This is a genomic window from Sphingomonas sp., from assembly GCF_041661825.1.
In the GTDB taxonomy this organism is placed as follows: domain Bacteria; phylum Pseudomonadota; class Alphaproteobacteria; order Sphingomonadales; family Sphingomonadaceae; genus Sphingomonas.
This window is the reverse complement of record NZ_JBAZTU010000001.1, coordinates 733,629-749,056: the sequence shown is the minus strand read 5'-3', so window position 1 is coordinate 749,056 and position 15,428 is coordinate 733,629. Positions and strand designations below refer to the sequence as shown.

The window sequence follows — 15,428 nt, the reverse complement described above, 5'->3', positions numbered from 1 at the left end:
GAAACTCCGGAAAATACTCGTCATGCCGGCAGGAGCCGGCTCACAGGGATATATAGGGCGGGCTAGTAGATTCCGCCCGTCCTTGGCAAGGAGCCGGTGTCATTCGATGCGATTTAGCGCCCGTTCAGCGCGCCTGAAGGCGTTTCGGCATGGCCTCCCGCTAGTAGATTCCGCCTTGGCGCTGCAGGAAGTCGCTGTCGCGCGGCGCCGCTTCCTGGCGCTCCACCGGCTTCACTTCCCTGGGTTTGTCGGCTGCGCCGTCGTCTTCGTTGCTGCGTGCGGCACGCCGTGGCTCGCTCTCCGGCTTGAACGCTTCCCAGATCACCGAGGCCTTGGGGTCGCTGGTCGGCCAGGCGCCGAACACCGGCTTGCCCGAGGCACGGTCGATCCGCACCATGCGCATGCCGGCAGGCGCCCGGAACGGGATCTTCTCCAGCCCCTCATACGCCTTGAGCGCGAATTCCTTGAAGATCGGCGCGGCGATCGTGCCGCCCTGCGCATAGCCGCCCAGGCTGGTCGGCGAATCATAGCCGATATAGACGCCGCCGATCATCTGCGGCGTGCCGCCGATGAACCACACGTCGGTCGGGCCCGAATTGGTGCCGGTCTTGCCGAACATCGGACGGTCGAGATCGCGCAGCACGGTCGCGGTGCCGCGCTGGATCACGCCCTCGGCGATATGCACCATCTGATAGGCGCTCATCGCATCGACGATCTGGCGGCCGCGCGTCACCGGCCGGGGCATCGCCTTGCCGTTCCAGTCGGGCGCATTGCAGCGGTCGCAGGCGCGCCAGTTCTCGGGCCAGATCACCTTGCCGTGCCGGTCCTGCACGAAATCGACCAAGGTGGCGGGGTGGCCGCGGCCCTGGTTGGCGAGGATCGCATAGGCGTTGACCATGCGCATCACCGTCGTCTCGCCCGCGCCCAGCGCGAAGGAGAGATAGGGCGGATATTTGCCGACGCCGATGCGGTCCATCAGCGACACGACATGCTCCATGCCGGTCTGCGAGGCGGCGCGCACGGTCATCAGGTTGCGCGACTGCTCGACGCCCCAGCGCATGGTGTGCGGGCCCGAGCCGCCGCCGCCGAAGTTGCGGAAGCATTTCTGCCCGAGCCTGGCGCCCTGATAGACGCAGAACGGCCCGTCGACGATGATCGAGGCGGGCGTCATGCCGCCCTGAAGGGCTGCCGCATAGACGATCGGTTTGATCGTCGATCCGGGCTGGCGCATCGCCTGAGTGGCGCGGTTGAACGACTGGATGCTCGAATCGAACCCGCCCTGCATCGCGAGCACGCGGCCGGTCGCCGGTTCCTCGACGACGAAACCGCCCGAGATCTTGGGGACCGAGCGCAGCGCGAAGGCAGCGCCCTCGGGCGCGACCGCCAGGATATCGCCGACCTTCAGCGCGGCAAAGGCAGTGCCGCCCTGACCCCGTACCGGCATCTGCGCGCCCCAGCTCGGCAAGGTGCCGGTCTGGCCGTTGCCGAAGCCGAGCGTGGCGGAGCCGCCGCCGATCGCAGTGACGATCGCGGCGCGCCAGTCGAGATAGTCGAGCCGGAGATTGGTGTTGAGTAGCGCGGACTGCCAATTGTCGCCCGAAATCTCGACATGGCGCAGCGGACCGCTCCAGCCGCGGCCGCGATCGAAGCGGAGCAGGCCGTTGCGCAGCGCCGTCTGCGCGTCGAGCTGGATCTTGGTGTCGAGCGAGGTGCGCACCCACAGGCCACCCGAATAGACGCTGTACGGCCCGGCCTTCTCGTCCTCGCCGAACTTGTCGATCAGCTGGCGGCGGACTTCCTCGACGAAATAGCCGGCGCCGGCGACCTCGGTCTTGGGGGTCTGGCGCGGCACTGCGCCGAGCGGCTCGGCCACGGCCTTGTCGTGCTGCGCCTGGTCGATGAAGTCGTTCTTGAGCATCTCGCCCAGCACATAGTTGCGCCGGTCGAGCGCGCGTTGCGTGCTGCGGAACGGATCATAGTTGGAGGGGCCCTTGGGCAGGATGGCGAGATAGGCCATTTGCGCGAGATCGAGCTGGTTCAGCTCCTTGTTGAAATAGGCATAGCTCGCCGCTTCGACGCCGAAGGCATTCCGGCCGAGCGCGATCTGGTTGAGATAGAGTTCGAGGATCTGCTGCTTGGTCAGCGTGTCCTCGATCCGGTAAGCGAGGATCGCCTCCTTGATCTTGCGCGTCGGCGAATAGACGTTGCCGATCAGCAGGTTCTTGGCGACCTGCTGGGTGATGGTCGATCCGCCCTTGGCGCGGCGGCCCGTACCCATCTTGGTCGCATAGTCGATCACCGCGCCGGCCATGCCGGGATAATCGACGCCGTGATGCTCGAAAAAGGTCTTGTCTTCCGCTGCCAGGAAGGCGCGGACGAGCAGGGGCGGATATTCCTCGTAGCTCAGCTCGACGCGGCGCTCGCGGGCATAGCTGTGGATCGGAATGCCGTCGACGCCGCGCACATTGGTCGGCAGCGGCGGCTCATAGGCGCGCAGCTTGTCGACCGAGGGCAGGTCGCTGGCGAAGACGTACCAGAAGATCGCATAGGCGATCGCGATCAGCACCGCGAGAACGGCGAGCGTCTTCACCCACCAGCGGCCCCAGACGCGCTCGACGAAACCACGAATCCCCTCCACGTCGCGGCGGAGACGGAAATTCACGCTGGATTCGGTACTGGTCATACAGGGCCGAGGCTCTAGCAAGTTTCTCGGGGCTTGCCAGCCTATGTCCTTTCATCGTCGCGGGGATGTGAGTTGGTAACCTGACTTAAGGCGGGTTTGAATCAGCGCTTGCGATCTCCGATGTTCAAAATGTCAGTAGGGTCACTGACATTTTCGGGGGCGGCCGATTTTCGGCATGCTGCCATATTTCGTATATTTATCATATACTTATTAACATGGTAGCGGTTCACTCCCTTCTCCCCTTGCGGGAGAAGGGGACGCGAAGCGCCGGATGAGGGGGAGTGAGGTTCGTGACACCTGCGAGTGTCCCCCTCACCCTTCCCATCGCAAGAGCGATGGGCCCCTTCCCTCTCCCACAAGGGGAGAGGGAGAAAGAGTCAGTCGTTCGATGCCATCCGGCGCGCGAAGTGGATGTCGACCGCGCGGCGCACGCTCTCGGCGATGCGCTGGCGGCCTTCGCGCGAATCGATGAAGGCGGCGTCCTTCGGGTTCGAGATATAGCCGGTCTCGAACAGGATCGACGGCATGTCGGGCGCCTTCAGCACCACCAGCGACGCCATGCGGTGGAAGTTCGGCTTCACCGGCATCAGCGGCTGCGCCTCGCGGCCGAGCAGGCGGGCGAAGCTCGCCGAGCTGTTCATCGTCTCGCGCTGGGTGAGGTCGATCAGGATCGACGAGATGTCGGCCGAGGTCGAGGCGAGGTTCACGCCCGAGATGATGTCCGCCTTGTTCTCGCGCGCGGCGAGCCGGGCCGATTCCTTGTCGGACGCAACTTCGGAGAGGGTGTAGACCGTCGCGCCTGACGCATCGCCGCTGCCCACGCTGTCACAGTGGACCGAGATGAACAGATTGGCCTTCAGCTTGCGCGCGATACCATAGCGTTCCTGCAGCACGAGGAACTTGTCGTCCTCGCGGGTCAGCGCGACGCGGACCCGGCCGGAGCGGAGCAGCTCGTCGCGGATCGCGCGGGCGATCTTCAAGGTCACGTCCTTTTCGCGCCGGCCGTCGACCGGCGAGATCGCGCCGGGATCGACGCCGCCATGGCCGGCATCGATCACCACCAGCGGGCGGCTGTCGTCGTCGCCATAGACGCGGGGCAGCGCGAGGCTGCGGCTCGGCCGGGGAATCGGGACCGACACTTCATATTTGCGCGCTGGCGTCACCATCCCCATGTTGAACGGCGGCAGGAAGCGCAGGCGCTGCTCCGCCGCGGCGCGGGCGAAGCTCGCATCGTCGACGGTGCGCAGCTCGAGCGTCAGCTCGCGGCCATCGGGCCCGAAGGTTCCTTCAGTGACGATCGCCGGCCGGGCGAGGTCGAACACGATGCGCGTGCCGTCCTCGCCGCGCGCCGCCTGGCGCACCGACTCGACATAGCCGCTGCCTTCGACCGGCAAACCCGGCGTGGCGCCGGCGACGTCGACCGCGATGCGCTGCGGCCCCTTGAGCACGAAGCTCGAGGCGTCGGCGACGCTCTGGTCGAAGCGGATGACGATGCGGTCATGCCGGATTTCGACACGCTCGACCGTCGCAGCCCAGGCGGGCGTGCCGCCGAGCCAGCAGGCCAGGAGAGCGAGGAGGAAGGACACAACAGGGTAATGCCGCGCCGGTGTGGCAACGGTCCAGCGAAAAGGCATGGGCGGGGGGTCCCATCGAGTACACACTAACTAGCTCCGCACTAGGAGCCCCCCGGTTCCAGCACGGTAAATCGACTAGGTTAAAAGAGGGTTAGGCAAGAAATTGCCGGCAAGAGCGGCCAAAACGTGCCGGTTGCTGCGCGATGATAGCGGTGCTAGGCATGAAATTGCACCGGCAAGCGCCTCTTCTGGCGTCTGTTCGGTCCCATGGCCGCACCGGATTTCTCGGTGGCGGCTCTTCAGGTTGACGTTCGCATGATGCATTTTCCCCGCCCCTCGCACCGACCGGTTTCCGCCGGCGGTCTCGCGAGCGCGCGGGGTGCCCAGGGCCAGATGCCGGGGCGTGGATCGCGAGCAGAGGCATTTTTCGAAACCACAAGCGGCACGGAAAAGGGCGGCAATTCCGCCACCACGTCGCCGCATCACAATCGCGCGCGGCGGATGCCGCCAGGCCCCGGACCGCGCGCCCGGAGAACATTAAATGACCATGCGTATGCTGATCGACGCGCGGCACCGGGAAGAGACCCGGGTTGCCGTCGTCAAGGGGAACCGGATCGAGGAGTTTGATTTCGAGTCCGCTGAGCGCAAGCAGCTCAAAGGCAATATCTATCTAGCCAAGGTTACCCGTGTCGAACCGTCGCTCCAGGCGGCGTTCATCGATTACGGCGGCAACCGCCATGGCTTCCTCGCCTTCTCGGAAATCCACCCCGATTATTACCAGATCCCCAAGGAGGATCGCGACGCGCTGCTGCGCGAAGAGGCCGAGCACGCCGCCGAAGAGGCAGCGTTGCGCGCCCAGATGGATGCCGAGGACGACCTCCATGACGATGAGCATGGGGACGATCATGGCGATGAGGACGGGTTCGAGCCCGATCCCGAATCGGTCGAGCGCTTCGAGGACGATGGCGGGAACGATCCCGAGGTAGCTGCCGAGCAGGAGCTACAGGGCCGGGGCCGCGGCCGCCGCAAGCGCACTGCATCGGACGATGCGGTGGACGATCTGCGCGAGCGCCGCACCAATCTGCGCCATCGCTACAAGATCCAGGACGTGATCCGCCGCCGTCAGGTGCTGCTGGTCCAGGTCGTCAAGGAAGAACGCGGCAACAAGGGCGCCGCCCTCACCACCTATCTGTCGCTGGCCGGCCGTTACTGCGTGCTGATGCCCAACACGTCGCATGGCGGCGGCATCAGCCGGAAGATTTCGAATGCGGGCGACCGCAAGCGCCTCAAGTCGATCATGGCGGATATGAAGCTGCCCCCGTCGATGGGCTGCATCGTCCGCACCGCCGGCCTTCAGCGCACCAAGGTCGAGATCAAGCGCGACTTCGATTATCTCGCCCGGCTGTGGGACGGCATCCGCGAGACCACGCTCGCCTCGTCGGCGCCGGCCCTGGTCTATGGCGACAGCGACCTGCTCAAGCGGGCGATCCGCGACATCTACAACCGTGATATCGACGAAGTGATCGTCGAGGGTGAGCAGGGCTATCGCCAGGCCAAGGAGTTCATGAAGCTCCTGATGCCGAGCCATGCCCGCAAGGTGAAGCATTATTCCGATCCGGTACCGCTGTTCCAGCGCAGCCATGTCGAGGAACAGCTCGCCGCGATGTACCATCCGGTGGTCCAGCTGAAATCGGGCGGCTATCTGGTGATCAACCCGACCGAGGCGCTGGTCTCGATCGACATCAACTCGGGCCGATCGACCCGCGAGCACAGCATCGAGCAGACCGCGACCGCGACCAACCTCGAGGCCGCGCACGAGATCGCCCGCCAGCTGCGCCTGCGCGACATGGCCGGCCTCGTCGTCATCGACTTCATCGACATGGACAATGGGTCCAACGTCCGGAAGGTCGAGAAGGCGATGAAGGAGGCGCTGAAGAACGATCGCGCCCGCATCCAGGTCGGCCGCATCTCCAGCTTCGGCCTGATGGAGATGAGCCGCCAGCGCCTGCGCACCGGCGTGCTCGAAGCCTCGACGCGCCAGTGCCCGCATTGCGAAGGCACCGGCCTGGTCCGTACCGCCTCGTCGGCCGGCCTGTCCGCGCTGCGTCTCATCGAGGACGAGGCGGCACACGGCCGCGGCTCGCAGCTGCTGCTGCGCGCCAGCCAGGAAGCGGCCTTCTACCTGCTCAACCGCAAGCGTGCGGAACTGGCCGAGATCGAGGATCGCTACGGCGTGACGATCGAGGTCGCGCCCGACGGCGAGCAGGAAGGCGCCCGCATGTCGGTCGAGGTCTCCGGGCCGCCGCCGGCGCATGCCCCGCGCTTCGAGGCGCCGATCGAGGATTATGAGGACGATATCCCCGAGGATATCGAGGACGAGATCGACGAGGTCGAGGACGAGGAAGAAGAGGAAGCGCCCCGCGAGGCACGCGCTCCCCGCGAGCCGCGTGAGCGTGGCGAGCGGCCAGCCGACGACGAAGGCAGCTCGCGCCGCCGTCGCCGCCGTCGCGGCCGCCGCGGCCGCAATCGTCCCGAGGGTGAGGAGGGCTCGACCCCCCGCGCCGATGGCGAAGAGGGCGAGTCCGAGTCCGACGTCGATGCCGAGGCGGCCGGTGAGGGCGACGCCGAATTCGCCGGCGAGCAGCCCGTGGCGGGCGATGGCGAAGGCGGCGAAGGTCGTCGTCGTCGCGGACGCCGGGGCCGTCGCGGTGGGCGCCGCGTTGAGGGCGATCGGGCCGAGGGCGGCGAGTCCGCGCCGGTCGAAGCCGAAGCTGGCGAGGCCGAGACAGTCGTCGAGGCGCCAGTAGCCGAAGAAGCGCCAGCCGAGGTCGAGGCACCCAAAAAGGGTCGCCGCCGTCCCAAGGCACGCGAAGCGGCCGAGGTTGCTGCGCCCGAGCCCGTCGTCGAGGCCGCACCGGTCGTCGAGGCGGAGCCGGAAGCGGCACCAGCCAAGCCGAAGCGTGCGCGTCGCACCAAGGCAGCGGCTGCGGCCGAAGCCGAGGTCGTAGCCGCACCGGAGCCGGAGCCCGTCGTCGCGGTCGAGGCTCCTGCCGAGGAAGCGCCTGCCAAGCCGAAGCGCGCGCGCCGCACCAAGGCGGCTGCGTCCGGCGCGGCTGCGCCCGAGGCTCTCACGGCCGATGCGCCGGCGATTCCGCTTGGCGACGATGGCGCGGCGCCGGCCGACGATGCGGCAGGCGGGATCGACCCCGATCCGGGCGAGGCGGGCTCGCCCCGCCGCGGCTGGTGGCAGCGGACCTTTGGGCAGTAACTACGTCAAAACCCCTCCCTTCCAGGAGTAGTCGAACGATCCGGGTAAATCATGCCCCCGGCATGATTTAGAGATTGCCGGGGGCAATCTCGACCCGGCTCGCTCGGCAACTGGGCTAGGGGTGGGGCAGCGGCGACCGGGGCTCGATGCCCCGGTCGCCGCTTCCTTTTATGCTTACGAGGGTTAGATAACGCCACCTTGCCGACGGCACAGACTTCCGAGACCGGAGGATTGAAGGCGGACTGTTTTTGGGGAGCCGAGTGATAATAGCTGCCCTCGTCGGCGGCGTCGCCCAGGTCAGACGTTTCGGATCGGCTGCCGAAGGATGGTTTTGAGCTTAGCCGGCTCCGTCTTGCGGGGATCGCTGAGGTAAACCTCATGATGGGGGCCATCGAAAGTAACGCCCAGGCCAGGCATTACATCGTCGTGCAGACGCTTCAACACCGGGCCTTCGTCGTCATAGCTGCCGATGTGCATGATCTGTAGCGATCGGCTTTCGAGATAGGGCTCGAACCGCAGGGATGACGGGCGATCATTCCGCTTGGTCAGCGTTTTCATCACGGCATCCTCGAACATCGCACCGGTGACGAAGTCGGGCGCCATAATCATGACCGTCCACTGCCAGCGATCTTTCTCGCGGCGGACAAAGGTGCCGGGATCGTCGGACCACCACAGCGCTTCGAGCGGCGGTACCACATAGTCGCGGGTCAATACGTTCTTAGCCACAAACTTCATCGCATAGCTGACGCCGTACAGCCATTCGATCGCCGTCCTGTACGCGGCGGCACGATTGGGGTCGCCCACGCCGTCTACCTTCACAAAGGGCATTATTGGAGGCATCACCTCCACGAAATTGTGCGTCGGTGGGCTGAACAGCCACCGATATTCCTTCTTGAGGTCGAGCTTAGTCACGCATCATCCTCCCGCTGCGCGTCTTCGAGGCTACCACCGCTTATAAGGGTTGAGACGCGTCTAGGAAGCGGCCGAGGGAGGGGCAGGAGTAGTCGAAGATTGCTTGCCATAGATCGGATTTGAGATCGTTGGAGCAGATCGCACGATTGGCGGGTTTTCGCTCAGCCTGAGGGGCTTCACCCCCCATTCACCCCTCACGCCGCAGGAATTGCCCCACTTCAATTGCCTGTGAGGGATTTCTCGGCGATATGTCGGCCATGAAGCGGCTCATCGCGGCGTTCGCGGTTTCCATCCTCCTCTGGGCGCAACCGGCCTTCGCGCAGTCGATCCTGCGCGATGCCGAGACCGAAGCCATGTTCAACGACATGTCGCGCGGGCTGATCCTGGCCGCCGGGCTGTCGCCCAACAATGTGCGCGTCGTCCTGATCAACGACGATTCGATCAACGCCTTCGTCGTCGGTGGGCAGACCGTCTATGTCCATTCGGGCCTGATCCAGGCGGCGGACAATGCCAATGAAGTCCAGGGCGTGATTGCGCACGAGCTGGGTCATATCGCCGACGGGCATGTCATCCTGCAGGGCGAAGGCACCAGGCCGGCGCTCGGCATCACCATCCTCAGCATGGTGCTTGGCATCGCCGCGATGGCGGCGGGTGCCGGCGATGCCGGCGCCGGCATCCTGGCGGCGGGCCAGACCGCGGCGATGGGCAAGTTCCTGGCCTTCACCCGGGTGCAGGAAGCGACGGCGGACGCCACCGGCGCGAAGTTCCTGCGCGAGGCCGGAGTCAGCGGGCGCGGCATGCTGAGCTTCTTCAAGAAGCTGCAGAACGAGGAATATTCCTACGGCTTGAGCAATATCGATCCCTTCGCCCAGAGCCATCCCCTCAGCGGCGCGCGCATCGCCAACCTCACCGGCGACGTCATGGCGTCGCCTGCGTGGACCAAGCCGAACGATCCGGCGCTGGAGGAGCGGTTCCGCCGGGTGAAGGCGAAGCTCCACGGTTATGTCTCGACCTATCAGCAGACGCTGAACGATTTCCCGGAGAGCGACCTGTCGGTCTATGCGCATTATGCCCGCGCTTATGCCTGGCATAAGGCCGGATATCCGGAAAAAGCCGATGCCGAGTCCGAGGCCCTGGTAAAGGCGGCGCCGCACGACCCCTATTTCCTGGAGATCAAGGGCCAGATCCTGCTTGAGGCAGGCAAGCCGGCCGAAGCGCTGGCGCCGCTGCGCGAGGCGACTGACCGGTCGAACAATTCCCCGCTGATCGCCACCACCTTCGGCCACGCGCTGATCGCGACCGACAACAAGGCGAACTATGCCGAGGCGATCCGGGTGCTGCGCCAGGCGGTGGCGCGCGACGACGACAATCCCTTTGCCTGGTATCAGCTCGGCACTGCCTATTCGCGGACGGGCGACGAGCCGCGCGCGCTGCTGGCGACGGCCGAGCAGGCAAGCCTGACCGGCGACGTGCGCACCGCGGCCTATGCCGCGCGGGGTGCGATGCAGGGCATCCCGCCCAACACGACCGACTGGATTCGCGCGCAGGACATCGCAATGACCGCGCAGAACGAAATGGACGACAACCCGAAAAAGTATAAGCGCCGATGATCGAACGTCTCTCTAAGAATCCGCTGGGGCTCGCCGCGCTGGCGCTGGTGGCGGCCCTGGTTGGCGCGGGCGCCTTCTGGCTGTTCCAGCGCGCCGCGCCGTCGTCGCTGGGCAGTGCCGACCAGGCGCGTGTCGAGCGCGTCGTGCGCGATTATGTGCTCGCGCATCCCGAGATCATCCCCGAGGCGATGCAGCGGCTGCGCGAGCGCGAGGCGGGCAAGGTGATCGATGCCAATGCGAGCGCGATCCTCAAGCCGTTCGGCAACGCCTGGGCCGGCAACCCCAATGGCGACGTCACCGTGGTCGAATATTTCGACTATAATTGCGGATATTGCCGCGCTAGCCTGCCCCATGTCGCACAGCTCATCGCGTCCGACCCCAAGGTGAAAGTGGTCTATCGCGAGCTGCCGATCCTGGCGGAGACCAGCGCCGCCGCAGCCAAGCTGAGTCTGGCCGCCGCGGACCAGGGCAAGTTCGCGGCCTTCCACGATGCGCTCTATGCCGCAGGGCAGGTGACGCCGGAGAGCATGACCGCCGCCGCGCAGAAGGCGGGCGTCGACCTGCAGCGCGCCGCCGCCTTCGGGCCGCGCGCCGAGGCGGAGATCGCCACCAACCTGCAGGTGATGCGCCAGCTCGGTATGACCGGCACGCCGAGCTTCGTGATCGGCAACCAGGTCGTGTCCTCGGTCCTGTCGTTCGAGGAACTGCAGAAAGCGGTGGCAGACGCTCGCGCGAAGAGCTGAGTTTTCGCGCTACGGTTGTTCCGCGTTGGCTGCGTCCTTATTTGTGCGCCAACGAAAAGGGGCTTCATGGAAACCATCCTGTCCGTAAAGGGCGTCTCCAAGACCTATGCTTCGGGCCAGCGCGCCCTGGAACCGGTCGATCTCGATATCAAAAAGGGCGAAATCTTCGCGCTGCTCGGACCGAACGGCGCGGGCAAGACGACGCTGATCAGCATCATCTGCGGCATCGTCACGCCGTCCTCCGGCACCGTCACGGTGATGGGGCATGATGCGCTGACCGATTATCGTTCGGCGCGTCGGCTGATCGGGCTGGTGCCGCAGGAATTGTCGGTCGACATGTTCGAGACGGTGCTGGCGACAGTGCGCTTCAGCCGCCGGTTGTTCGGCCGGCCCGGGCATGAGGACTATGTCGAGCAGGTGCTGCGCGACCTCTCCTTGTGGGACAAGCGCAAGGCGAAGATCATGGAGCTTTCAGGCGGCATGAAGCGCCGCGTGCTGATCGCCAAGGCATTGAGCCACGAGCCCGACATATTGTTCCTCGACGAGCCGACCGCCGGCGTGGACGTGTCGCTGCGCCGCGACATGTGGAAGCTGATCCACCGGCTGCGCGAGAAGGGCACGACCATCATCCTCACCACGCACTATATCGACGAGGCGGAGGAGATGGCCGACCGGGTCGGGGTGATCGACAAGGGCAAGATCATCCTGGTCGAGCAGAAGGCCGAGTTGATGAAGCGGCTGGGCAAGCGCCAGATGCTGATCTCGCTGCAGGAGCCGATGACGAGCGTTCCCGCCGCGCTCGGCGAGTGGCAGGTCGAGCTGGCCGATGAGGGCCATACGCTGAATTATAATTTCAACGCCGAGGACGAGCATATCCCCACGTTGCTCGCCAAGCTCGCCGAGCTTGGTATCGGCTACAAGGACCTCGAGACGCACAAGAGTTCGCTCGAGGACATCTTCGTCGACCTGGTCGCCCACAAGCCGACGGAGCAAGCAGCATGAGTGCCGGTATCAACACGCACGGCATCTGGGCGATCTATCGCTTCGAAATGGCCCGGGCGCTGCGCACTCTTTGGCAGAGCCTCGTCACGCCGGTCATCACCACCTCGCTCTATTTCGTGGTGTTCGGCGGGGCGATCGGATCGCGCATGCAGGAGGTCGGTGGCGTCGGGTATGGCAGCTTCATCGTGCCGGGCCTGATCATGCTGTCACTGCTGACTCAGAGCATCTCCAACGCATCGATCGGCATCTACTTCCCAAAATTCACGGGGACGATGTTCGAGCTGCTCTCGGCACCCGTCTCGCCGATGGAGATGGTGGTGGGCTATGTGGGCGCGGCGGCGACCAAGTCGATCGTGCTGGGGCTGATCATCCTGGCGACGGCGGCGTTGTTCGTGCCGTTGCAGATCGCGCACCCGATCGCGATGCTGAGCTTCCTGGTGCTGACCAGCGTGACGTTCAGCCTGTTCGGCTTCATCATCGGCATCTGGGCCAAGGGGTTCGAGCAGCTGTCGTTCGTGCCCGCGCTGCTGGTCACGCCGCTGACCTTTCTCGGCGGCTCCTTCTATTCGATCGACATGTTGCCCGAGCCGTGGCGCACGGTGAGCCTGTTCAACCCGGTGGTCTATCTGGTCAGCGGGTTCCGCTGGGCGTTCTTCGACAAGGGCGATGTGAGCGTGCTGGTGAGCCTGGGCGTGACGGCGCTGTTCCTGGTGGCGTGCCTCGTGCTGGTCGGGTGGATCTTCAAGACCGGCTGGCGGCTGAAGAACTGACCTTCTCGTTCCTCCCCCGCAAAGCGGGGGAGGGGGACCATTTGCATCTTCTGCAAATGGTGGAGGGGCTTGGAGCGCGGGGCAGGCGTTTCGCGCTCCAAGCCCCTCCACCACCCGCCTGAAGAAGGCGGGCGGTCCCCCTCCCCGTTCCGGGGAGGAACAGATTACATCACCGGCAGCGTCACCTTCGAGCCCGCGCAAACCTTCTGCGTCGCTTTCACGAAATCCCCTGCCTTGGCCCGCATGATGTTCGGCACGAACTTCTGCGGGTTGCGGTCGAGCATCGGGAACCAGCTCGACTGGACCTGCACCATGATGCGGTGGCCCTTGAGGAAGACATGGTCGCGCTCGTGCAGCGGCACGTCCCACGCCACCACCTTGCCCGGCACCAGCGCCTGGGGGGCGGTGTCGCTGGCGAGGAAGCGGCCGCGGCGCACGTCCATCGCGATCGGAAGCTGATAGCCGTTCAAGGATTTCGCATAATCGCCGACCTGCAGCTGCTCCGGCGCCTTTGCGTACGTGTCGGGGAAGACGTCGATCAGCTTGACCACGAAATCGCTGTCGGTGCCGCTGGTCGAGGCCATCAGCTTTGCCGCGACGGTGCCGGTGACGGTGAGGTCCTCGGATAGCGGTGCGGTCATATAGTTCAGCACATCGGGTCGGCCGCCAAGGAAGCGCTGGTCGGCCGCTTCCCACCAGCGCCAGTCGGGGCTGAGATAGGTGCCCGACATCGGCCGCTGGCGGAACGGCACCGGGTTCGCCGGATCGGAGACATAGTCGCGGCAGGCTTCGCCGGACGCGGGCGCGGAGAAGGAGAGTGAGCCGTCGGCATGGAGGAACAGGTCCTTCGCCTTCGCACCGGCCGTGGGCCAGCTCTTGTAGTCCTGCCATTTCCAGCTGCCGCTCTGGAAACTCTTCACCCCGGCTTCGGGGCGCTTGCCCTTGCCGTGGAGCCAATAGGCGAAGAAGGGCGCCTCGATCTGTTCGAGGAACTGCTGACCGCTCGGCACGCCGTACGGGATCGGGCCGAGGCTGTCGTTCGGCGTGCGCCAGGTGCCGTGCGCCCAGGGACCCGAGACCATCGACACCAGCCCGTCGGGATCATTCTCCTTCTGCTTGAAATAGATCTGCCAGGAGCCCCAGGGATCCTCCTGGTCCCAATAGCCGGCGACGTTGAGCGTCGGCACCGTCGCCTTGCCGAGCGAGTCGCTCCAGCGCTGGTCAGTGTAGAAGCTGTCGTGATTGGGGTGGTCGAGCAGCGCAGTGAACATCGGCACCCGGCCCTTGAAATAGAGCTTGTCGAGATTCTCGACCGGGCCGAGCTTCAGGAACCAGTCGTAAGTGTCGTAGCTGTCATACTCGAACGTCTTGTTGTCGGTCTTGTCGATCTGGAGCGAGGAGACCCAGTCGGTCGCATAGCTCAGGCGGAGCGCGCCGTTGCGGTGGAGATCGTCGTTTTGCCAGTAGTCGATCCACGCCGCCTGCGGGCTGACCGCCTTCAGCGCCGGGTGCGGATGGGCAAGCGCGACTGCGGCTGCGAAGCCCGGATAGGAGACGCCGAACATGCCGACCTTGCCGTTATTGTCCGGCACGTTCTTCACCAGCCAGTCGATCGAGTCGTACGCGTCGGTCGCTTCGTCGATCGCCTTGGGATCACTCGGGTGGACTGCGGTCGACAGGGTGAAGACGCCGTCGGACTTGAAGCGCCCACGCATCGACTGCGAGACGAAGATATAGCCGTCCTTGTCGAGTGCCGCCCAGGCCTTGGGCACCGAGGCGGGCGCGGTGAGGTTCAGGCCGTACGGGGTGCGCGAGAACAGGATCGGCAACGGGCCGGTCTGGTTGCGTGGGCGCAGGATGACGGTCTGCATCTTCGCGCCATCGCGCATCGGCACCATCACCTCTTCGAGGATATAGGGGGATTGCGCGGCGGTGGCGGGAGCGGGGGCGGGGGCGGCCTGGGGGCGGGCAAGCACGGGTGCCGTCGCGCCGAGCAGGAGGGCAGAAAGCGCGCAGGCGGATTTCAGATGATGCACGAGGTTCTCCGTGGCTGGATGGCGCGCATCCTGCGGTTGGGGGGAGGGAAGTCAATCGCGGCGTGGCGATCGGGCCGTCATGGCGCCTTGTGGGCAGCCCGTTTCGCCAGGATGGCCGCGAGCGGATTGAGTTTGGGCTCTCCGACCTTTTTCAAGGTGTTCTCGTCGCGGTGCGCGAAGGGCTCGTCTCGGCCGTGCACGATGAGCATCGTGTCGGTGACGTAGCTGAAGGTGCCGTCCGGGTTGAAGTTGATCTCGATCCGGTAGCTGTCGGTGCGGAAGGCATATTCGAGAAAGGCAGTGGAGCAGATGCCGCTCTCGGTCAGGCCGCGCGTTGCGGTCACCACGATGCTGTCCGCATCGGGCGTGGACTGGCCCGAAGCGAGTGCCACCTGACCGCGCGGGATCGCGACGGTCTGCAGCACCATGCCCGTCGCCGGCTCCCACAGCCAATAGCCGACCTGGTCGTGGAAGGTGATGTCCTCCTCCTCGGTCGTGATGTGGATGTGGTAGCGCAAGCCGTAAAGCAGCTGTGGCCCGTTGGCCTGCGGGTCGATCGGCTCGAAATTGATCCGCTCGATGAAGACGCGGCGTTCCGGCCCGTCGGCCTTGGGATTGAGATCGATGCCCTTGCGCGCATGCCAGCGCCCCGCCAGTCGCCGCAGCGGCCCGAGATTGGCCAGCGTGTCGGGATCGACGTCGCTCGGTTCGGTGAAGACGTCCTCGTGCAAGTTCATCTGGGGCCCTTTTCCGGTCGAAGGCGAGAAAGGCCAATCGCTATGCGCGCTGCCTGAGCGGCGCAAGGGGCGGGTGCGCGCGAATATTGAGAC

At 65.5% G+C, this 15,428-nt stretch carries 10 protein-coding genes; 5 read left to right on the top strand and 5 right to left on the bottom strand.

The features are described from left to right. Positions 1-160 precede the first annotated feature (160 nt). On the bottom strand, positions 161-2,683 hold the full coding sequence (locus tag WC729_RS03250; protein WP_372849473.1) for a penicillin-binding protein 1A: 2,523 nt from the start codon (positions 2,681-2,683) through the stop codon (positions 161-163). A 377-nt stretch (positions 2,684-3,060) separates the two neighbouring features. Continuing rightward, positions 3,061-4,269 (bottom strand): N-acetylmuramoyl-L-alanine amidase, encoded by a 1,209-nt coding sequence (locus WC729_RS03245; RefSeq protein WP_372849471.1) that lies wholly within the window; start codon positions 4,267-4,269, stop codon positions 3,061-3,063. 541 nt (positions 4,270-4,810) lie between these two features. On the opposite strand from WC729_RS03245, the gene WC729_RS03240 reads away from it, so the two are divergent. Continuing rightward, complete coding sequence (locus tag WC729_RS03240) at positions 4,811-7,525, top strand: ribonuclease E/G (protein ID WP_372850987.1); 2,715 nt, start codon at positions 4,811-4,813, stop codon at positions 7,523-7,525. Positions 7,526-7,822: 297 nt separating this feature from the next. Here WC729_RS03240 and WC729_RS03235 read toward each other — a convergent pair whose 3' ends face one another. Beyond that, the gene (locus WC729_RS03235) at positions 7,823-8,437 is read right to left on the bottom strand and encodes a GyrI-like domain-containing protein (RefSeq protein WP_372849469.1); all 615 of its coding nucleotides are present in this window, start codon (positions 8,435-8,437) and stop codon (positions 7,823-7,825) included. A gap of 257 nt (positions 8,438-8,694) precedes the next feature. On the opposite strand from WC729_RS03235, the gene WC729_RS03230 reads away from it, so the two are divergent. The 4 genes from WC729_RS03230 to WC729_RS03215 all read left to right on the top strand — a co-directional run bounded on the left by WC729_RS03230 (position 8,695) and on the right by WC729_RS03215 (position 12,562). Continuing rightward, on the top strand, positions 8,695-10,047 hold the full coding sequence (locus WC729_RS03230; RefSeq protein WP_372849467.1) for a M48 family metalloprotease: 1,353 nt from the start codon (positions 8,695-8,697) through the stop codon (positions 10,045-10,047). Next, positions 10,044-10,790, top strand: a complete 747-nt coding sequence (locus WC729_RS03225; protein WP_372849465.1) for a DsbA family protein — start codon at positions 10,044-10,046, stop codon at positions 10,788-10,790. The genes WC729_RS03230 and WC729_RS03225 overlap by 4 nt, the downstream gene beginning before the upstream one ends. 66 nt (positions 10,791-10,856) lie before the next feature. Continuing rightward, positions 10,857-11,792: an ABC transporter ATP-binding protein gene (locus tag WC729_RS03220; RefSeq protein ID WP_372849463.1), complete on the top strand. Its 936-nt coding sequence runs from the start codon at positions 10,857-10,859 to the stop codon at positions 11,790-11,792. Further along, complete coding sequence (locus WC729_RS03215; protein ID WP_372849461.1) at positions 11,789-12,562, top strand: ABC transporter permease; 774 nt, start codon at positions 11,789-11,791, stop codon at positions 12,560-12,562. Before WC729_RS03220 ends, WC729_RS03215 begins: the two co-directional genes overlap by 4 nt. 164 nt (positions 12,563-12,726) lie before the next feature. Here the strand turns inward: WC729_RS03215 and WC729_RS03210 are convergent, their stop codons facing one another. Further along, entirely contained in the window at positions 12,727-14,598 is a 1,872-nt protein-coding gene (locus WC729_RS03210; protein ID WP_372849459.1) for a CocE/NonD family hydrolase, read from the bottom strand. A 77-nt stretch (positions 14,599-14,675) separates the two neighbouring features. Further along, entirely contained in the window at positions 14,676-15,335 is a 660-nt protein-coding gene (locus tag WC729_RS03205) for an FABP family protein (RefSeq protein WP_372849457.1), read from the bottom strand. Positions 15,336-15,428: the final 93 nt, after the last annotated feature.